This window comes from Frankia canadensis, from assembly GCF_900197875.1.
Lineage (GTDB): Bacteria > Actinomycetota > Actinomycetes > Frankiales > Frankiaceae > Frankia > Frankia canadensis.
Genome location: NZ_FZMO01000135.1, coordinates 45513 through 52641 on the forward strand (window position 1 = coordinate 45513; position 7129 = coordinate 52641).

Annotated in this window: 7 protein-coding genes; 5 read left to right on the forward strand and 2 right to left on the reverse strand. The window is 74.0% G+C overall.

The genetic code is table 11. The annotated features are described in order from the left end of the window. Positions 1-64 precede the first annotated feature (64 nt). Positions 65-1258, forward strand: a complete 1194-nt coding sequence (locus tag C1A33_RS13355) for a thiolase family protein (RefSeq protein WP_101831837.1) — start codon at positions 65-67, stop codon at positions 1256-1258. A 63-nt stretch (positions 1259-1321) separates the two neighbouring features. Here the strand turns inward: C1A33_RS13355 and C1A33_RS13360 are convergent, their stop codons facing one another. Further along, positions 1322-1987, reverse strand: a complete 666-nt coding sequence (locus C1A33_RS13360) for a DUF4232 domain-containing protein (protein ID WP_243407507.1) — start codon at positions 1985-1987, stop codon at positions 1322-1324. On the opposite strand from C1A33_RS13360, the gene C1A33_RS34850 reads away from it, so the two are divergent. The 3 genes from C1A33_RS34850 to C1A33_RS13370 all read left to right on the forward strand — a co-directional run bounded on the left by C1A33_RS34850 (position 1986) and on the right by C1A33_RS13370 (position 4869). Next, positions 1986-2147: a hypothetical protein gene (locus C1A33_RS34850; protein ID WP_165818362.1), complete on the forward strand. Its 162-nt coding sequence runs from the start codon at positions 1986-1988 to the stop codon at positions 2145-2147. The genes C1A33_RS13360 and C1A33_RS34850 overlap by 2 nt on opposite strands. Before the next feature lie 248 nt (positions 2148-2395). Next, on the forward strand, positions 2396-3796 hold the full coding sequence (locus C1A33_RS13365) for a hemolysin family protein (protein ID WP_101831838.1): 1401 nt from the start codon (positions 2396-2398) through the stop codon (positions 3794-3796). After that, positions 3793-4869 carry a hemolysin family protein gene (locus C1A33_RS13370; RefSeq protein WP_101831839.1) on the forward strand — a complete coding sequence of 359 codons (1077 nt, stop codon included), beginning with the start codon at positions 3793-3795 and terminating at the stop codon, positions 4867-4869. Before C1A33_RS13365 ends, C1A33_RS13370 begins: the two co-directional genes overlap by 4 nt. Before the next feature lie 66 nt (positions 4870-4935). Here the strand turns inward: C1A33_RS13370 and C1A33_RS13375 are convergent, their stop codons facing one another. After that, positions 4936-5757 (reverse strand): class I SAM-dependent methyltransferase, encoded by an 822-nt coding sequence (locus C1A33_RS13375; protein ID WP_101831840.1) that lies wholly within the window; start codon positions 5755-5757, stop codon positions 4936-4938. A gap of 443 nt (positions 5758-6200) precedes the next feature. Here C1A33_RS13375 and C1A33_RS13380 point away from each other — a divergent pair. Continuing rightward, a partial coding sequence (locus C1A33_RS13380) for a serine/threonine-protein kinase (RefSeq protein ID WP_133150654.1) occupies positions 6201-7129 on the forward strand: 929 nt, incomplete at its 3' end.

Here is a 7129-nt window from a genome sequence, read left to right on the forward strand (position 1 = left end):
TACCGAAGCGACACGAGCGGGGCGACGGAGTGATCCGGCGGCCCTGGTGACGAGGGAGATTCCCATGGCAGACGCAGTCATCGTCGACGCGGTCCGCACGGCGTCGGGCCGGGGCAAGCCGGGTGGGGCCCTGTCCGGGGTGCACCCCGTGGAGCTGCTGGCCACCGTCCTCGGCCAGCTCGTCAGCCGCAACGACCTCGACCCGGCCCTGGTCGACGATGTGATCACCGGATGTGTGAGCCAGGCGGGCGAGCAGTCCGCCAACATCGGCCGGACAGCCGTGCTGTCCGCGGGCTTCCCCGAGTCGGTCCCCGCGACGACGATCGACCGCCAGTGCGGCTCGAGCCAGCAGGCCGCGCACTTCGCCGCGCAGGGCGTGCTCGCCGGCGCCTACGACATCGTCATCGCCTGCGGTGTCGAGTCGATGAGCCGGGTGCCGATGGGCTTCTCCACCGCCGGCCAGGACCCGAACGGCCCGAGCATCCGCGCCCGTTACCCGGAGGGCCTGGCCAGCCAGGGCATCGGCGCCGAGCTGATCGCCGCGCGGTGGAAGTTCACCCGCGACGAGCTGGACGCCTTCTCCGCGCGGTCGCACGAGCTCGCCGCCGCCGCGGCGCGGGCCGGCGACTTCGCCGGGGAGATCGTCCCGGTGGAGATCACGCTGCCCGACGGCACGACCGCGACCCACCTGGTCGACGAGACCGTGCGGCCCGCGACGACCTTCGAGGCCCTGAGCAAACTGCGGCCGTCCTTCCACACCGAGCAGTGGGCCGCCCGGTTCCCGGAGATCGGCTGGCACATCACCGCGGGCAACTCCTCGCCGCTCACCGACGGCGCCTCCGCGGTGCTCATCATGAGTGCCGAGCGGGCGAACGAGCTCGGCCTGCGCCCGCGGGCCCGCTTCCACAGCTTCGCCGTGGCCGGCGACGACCCGCTGCTGATGCTGACCGCGCCGATCCCGGCGACCCGCAAGGTCCTGGCCCGGGCCGGTCTGACCATCGATGACATGGACGCCTACGAGGTCAACGAGGCGTTCGCGCCGGTGCCGCTGGCCTGGGCGCGCGACACGGGGGCCGACCCCGCGAGGCTCAACCCGCGGGGTGGGGCGATCGCCCTCGGGCACGCCCTCGGCGGCTCCGGCACCCGGCTGCTCACCACGCTGGTCAACCACCTGGAGGCCACCGGCGGCCGCTACGGCCTGCAGACGATGTGCGAGGGCGGGGGCATGGCCAACGCCACCGTCATCGAGCGGCTCTGACGGCACCCGGACCGGCGCCGGCGCGGGTGTGCGCGCCGGCGCCGGCCTCGGGCGGACCCCCGGTCAGCGGGTCAGGGTGGTCACCGAGAGCTGCTGCACCGCCGGGTTGACGCAGGCCGAGACGCCCGACAGCGGCAGCCGCAGCGCGGTGGTGTTGGCCGGCGGGTAGATACGCAGCGCCGCGACCGGGGTGGTCTGCGAGGTCTGCTCGCAGCCTTCCTGGAGGCCGGGATGGACGGTGCGCAGCGTCGCCGTCGCGGACGCGCCCGGAGCCAGCCGCGCCGACGCGCCGGCGGGACCCGTCCGCACCGCCGGCGCGCCGACCTGCCGACCGGCCGCGTCGACGTAGGACACGCCGGGGAAGCCCCGCAGCAGGCAGGTCGCGGAGCCGGTGTTGGTCAGGACCAGTTTCTCGTAGGTGCTGCCGGCGGCGCCCTCCGCGTCGGCTGAGCGCACCGTCAGCCGCGACGTCGGGCACAGCCCACCATCCGGAGCGACGGCCCCTGCCTCGGACGGAGTCGGCGCGGCCGGGGCGGCCGCGGGTGCGGACGGTGTCACGCCCGGCGCCGCGGCCGCGCTGGCGGCGGTCGGCATCGCCGGCTGCTCCGACTCGGCCGGCACCTCGGCCACCGTCGTCTCGCCGAGGGGCGGTCCGCCGGCCAACCCGCCGACCGGCGCCTGGTGCGACGAGGGGCGACGCGGCTGGGAACCCCGCTGGATCCGATGCATGGCGACCTCCCTGTCCGGCGCCCGGAACGACCCCGGCGCCCGGATGCTCTGCGGCACCTGGATGCTCGTCCGGCACGCGGGCGTGAGATCCGGCGACGTCGTCCTTACTCTTCCCGCTGTCACCCTCCGTGACACCCGCGAGAGCGGACCCGGGCCGTGATCTTCTACCGATGCCCGTGCCGACCCTGGACCGTCCGGCGGCGACAGGCCATCGTGAGGAGGAGCCGTCGCGCGGACGACCGCGGTGAAACGGACGGCGCGCCCGGCGCGTTGAAACCCAGGTGACGGGGTACGGCCAGCGCACCGGGGCGACCAGCACCGACCGGAAGGGATCATGAAGGACTCCGACGACGCCGGATGTAGTTCCGGCCGACCCACGTATGCAGAAGCGCCGACGGGGGTCGACCGATGATCGAGGCGCTTCTGCTGATAGTCGGTCTCGCGCTCGTCGCCACGTGCGGCGTGTTCGTGGCCGCCGAGTTCGCCTTCGTCACCGCCGACCGGCCCACGGTGGAGCGGGCCGCGCAGGCCGGCGACCGGGGCGCCAGGGGTGTGCTCGCCGGTCTGCGCACCCTGTCGACCCAGCTCTCCGGGGCGCAGCTGGGCATCACCGTGACCAACCTCGCCATCGGCTTCCTCACCGAGCCGGCGATCGCGCAGCTGCTGCACGGCCCGGTGCGGGCGCTCGGGGCCTCCGACGGGGTCGTCGACGCGCTGTCGGTGACGATCGCGATGGTCCTCGCCACCGCGGTCGCGATGGTCTTCGGCGAGCTGGTGCCGAAGAACCTGGCCCTGGCCCATCCGCTGGCCACCGCCCGCGCGGTGCAGGGCCCGCAGCGTGCCTTCACCCGGGCGACGAGCCTGCTCATCCGCTCCCTGAACGCGACCGCGAACCGGTTGCTGCATCGCCTCGGCATCGAACCGCTGGAGGAGCTCGCCTCCGCTCGCTCGGCGCAGGAGCTGTTCTCCCTGGTGGGACGTTCCGCCGAGCATGGCACGCTGTCCCAGGAGACGGCGACGCTCGTGCAGCGGTCCCTGCTGTTCGGTGACCGCACCGCCGAGGACGTGATGACACCGCGGATGCGGATGCGCACGGTCCAGGCGGACGACCCGGTGAGCGAGGTCATCATCCTCACCCGTCGCACGGGCCACTCCCGTTTCCCCGTGCTCGGCGCCGACAGCGACGACGTCGTCGGGGTCGTCCACATCAAGAACGCCGTCGGCGTCCCGGAGGAGGATCGCGACCGCACGCCGGCCCGCGCGGTGATGGTCGCGCCGGTGACCGTGCCGTCCACCCTGCTGCTGGAGCCGCTGCTGGAGACGCTGCGCGCCGGCGGCCTGCAGATGGCCATCGTCGTCGACGAGTTCGGTGGCACGGACGGCCTGGTCACCGCGGAGGATCTCATCGAGGAGATCGTCGGTGACGTCGTCGACGAGCACGACCGGGTCTCGCCGCGGGCGCTGCGCCGCCGGGACGGCAGCTGGCTGCTGTCCGGTCTGTTGCGCCCCGAGGAGGCCGGCAACATCACCGGCATCCCCGTGCCCACCGACGACACCTACCAGACGCTCGGCGGGCTGATGGCCCGCGAGCTCGGCCGGATCCCCCGGGCGGGCGACGCGACGGCGGTCGGGGGCGTGCGTTTCACCGTGGAGCGGATGGACGGCCGCCGCGTCGACCGGGTCCGCCTGGATCCCGTGGCCCCGACCGGTGTGACGACCGTGGACGACGATCCCCCGCGACGCCCGGCCGGCGATCCGTCCGCGCGGCGTTCGGGCGCCGAGGCGACCGGACAGGCGGCGGACCGATGAGCTCGCTGCTGATGATCGCCGCGACCGTCGCGCTGCTGGCGCTCAACGCGCTGTTCGTCGGCGCCGAGTTCGCGTTGATCTCCGCCCGGCGGACGAGCATCGAGCCGATGGCCGAGTCCGGCTCGCGGCTGGCGAAGATCACCCTCGGTGCGATGGAGAACGTGTCGCTGCTGCTCGCCGGCGCGCAGCTTGGTGTCACCGTCTGCACCCTGGGGCTGGGCGCGCTCGGCGAGCCGGCGATCGCGCAACTGCTGCACGGCCCGTTCGAGGCCGCCGGGCTGCCCTCGGCGTTGCTGCACCCGCTGTCGTTCGCGATCTCCCTGGGCCTGGTGACGTTCCTGCACGTCGTCGTCGGCGAGATGGTGCCCAAGAACATCGCGCTGGCCCTGCCGGACCGGTCCGTGCTGCTGCTCGCCCCGCTGCTGGTCACCTTCGTGCGGCTCGGCAAGCCGGTGATCATCACGCTGAACGCGGTGGCGAGCCTGACGCTGCGGCTGGTCGGCGTGCAGCCCAAGGACGAGGTGGCCAGCGTGTTCACCCGCGACGAGGTGGCCGGCCTGATCGAGGAGTCGCACCGGGAGGGACTGCTCGCCGAGGACGAGCACGAGCTGCTCACCGGGGCGCTGTCGTTCGAGGAGCGCACCGCCCGCACCGTGCTGCTCGCCCCCGACGGGCTCGTCACGGTGCCGCCGACGATCACCCCCCGCGAGGTCGAGCGGCTCGCCGCCCGGACCGGGTACACCCGCTTCCCGGTCCGCGCCGACGATGGCGCGGAGATGACCGGCTACCTGCATCTCAAGGACGTCCTGGAGACCAGGTCGCAGCGGCGGGCAAGCCCTGTCGCGGCCAAGTGGATCCGACCGCTGGCGCATGTGGGCGCGGACGACAGCCTGCGCACCGCGCTCGCGACGATGCAGCATTCCGGCGCCCACCTCGCGCGGGTCACCGACGCGGACGGCGCGGTGCTGGGGCTGGTCGCGCTGGAGGACATCCTCGAGGAACTGGTCGGTGAGATCCGCGACGACGCGGTCCGCGGCGGCAGCGCGCATCGTCAGGAGCACCAGCCCGCCTGAGCACGGCCCCCGCCCGTCCGACGCGGACGGGCGGGGTCGGCCAGGAGCGGCCGGGCGCCGGCGGGATCAGGTCCGCCGGGGCCCGCGGGCGACCACGACCGCCATCGACGGCGCCCACCAGTAGCTGCAGTCGTCCGGGGGGCGCAGACCGTCGACGACCTCGACGCTGAACGCGCGGAAGTGGCGCAGCAGGGCCCGCTGGTGACGCCGGGACAGGGAGTCGATCTCGTTCGAGTAGTAGGTGAACACGCCGTCGTCGGTCAGGTGCTCGGCGGCGTGCGGGAAGAAGTGCTCGGCGAACGTCGCGTCCCGCAGCACGTAGGCGTCGACCTCGGCCTCGTCCATGGGGTAGGTGTCGAACAGGATGCCGTCGAACCGGCCGAGGGCGGGCAGCGCGTCCTGCCAGCGCCCGGTGACGATCTCGACGCCGCGCCGGCCGTCGGCGACCGCCCACTGCTCGGCGACCCGCGCGGTGCTCGGGTTCGCCTCGACGACGACGTGGCGGGCCGCTCCCGCCTCCTGCACGAATCCGGCGGACAGCCCCAGACCGAACCCGATCTCCAGCACGCTGCCGCCGGCGGCGGTGACCGACCGGGCCAGCGCCCGCATCAGTGGGGCCTCCCAGGTCTGCATCACCTCCTGCCCGGAGACGAGCAGGGTGCCGTCGACCACCGCGGGCTCGGCGACGTCGATGGCCGATTCGATGAGGGGGCGGGCGGCGCCGGGGACCATCGTCGCGGCGGCCTCGTCGAGGGCGCCGAGATCGGCGACGAACTCGTCGAGGGCCCGGTCAAGCAGGAAACGGCGCGGCTCGGGCGATATCGGGGCGAGCAGGGACGAGCCGGTCGGGATGAGGGTCACCTCGAACTTCGCGGCGCGACGGAGCACTCGACCTCCCAGGGCGGGGCGGCCATCCGACACCGGTCTGCGGCGACCCCGACGCGGAAAACGGGACGGGCCAGCCGGCCGCGCAGCCCGACGCGACGGCCGCCGGGTCGGCCGGACGTCGCGGCGCCGCGTCACACGCTAGTCACCACCGGCCGCGACCGGGCCAGGAACGGCGAAACCAGCCGCATCGCGACCTCCGCCACCCAGACCCGGACAAGACCCCGCCCCGGTGAGGCGGGGTTGGACGACCCGCTGTCCCCGGGCAGCCACCGGCGCCACCGGGGGCGTGTCAGGGCGTGTCGGTGTCACGACAAAGACGGGGCTGCCTCCCGTTTGCCCCTACTGGTATGAAGAGGTGGTAGACGGGTGTCCGCGGCGTCGGCCATGGTCACCGGGCCGGGGCAGGGGCATGCGGGGCCGCGAGGCCACCGCGGGAGTGGGGCATGGTGACGGGGTCTTCGCCGCCTCCGCTGTCCGGGAACCAGGCGCGTCCGCTGCAGCCCGACGATCCCCGCCAGCTCGGCGCCTACCAGGTGATCGGGCGACTCGGCCAGGGCGGCATGGGCACGGTGTTCCTCGGCCGGGCGCCGGACGGCAGCGCCGTCGCGATCAAGGTGATCAGGCCGGAGCTCGCCCAGCGGCCCGAGTTCCGGGCCCGCTTCGCCCGCGAGGCGGAGAGCGCCCGCCGGGTGCGCCGGTTCACCACCGCCGCCGTTCTCGACGCCGATCCGCACGGCCCGCAGCCCTATCTGGTGACCGAGTTCGTCGAGGGCCCGACGCTGTCGCGGCACGTGGCGATCCGCGGGCCGATGCGCCCCGCCGACCTCGAGCAGCTCGCCGTGAGCGTGACGACGGCCCTGAGCGCCATCCACGCCGCGGGCATCGTCCACCGCGACCTCACCCCCGGCAACGTCCTGCTCTCCCCCGTCGGCCCCAAGGTCATCGACTTCGGCCTGGCCCGCGAGTACAACGCCGACACCGAGCTCAGCCGCAACGTCCGCCAGGCGATCGGCACCCCCGGCTACATGTCACCGGAACAGATCATGGATGCCCCGATCACGTCGGCCGTGGACGTGTTCGCCTGGGGCGCGATCATGATCTACGCCGCGACCGGGCAGCCACCGTTCGGCACCGGCCGGATGGAGGCGATCCTTTACCGCATCCTCAACGAGCCCCCGCAGCTCGGCGGCGTCAACGCGGAGCTGCGCGGGCTCGTCGAGGTCGCGATGGCGAAGGATCCCGCCGCCCGCCCGAGCGCCGAGGAACTGCGCACGGCGCTGATCGGTGGCACCACGCCGCCGGTCCGCCCGACCGGCCTCGCCGTCGCTCCCCCGCCCCCGGCGCGGACGTCGAGGGGGTCGAGGGGGTCGAG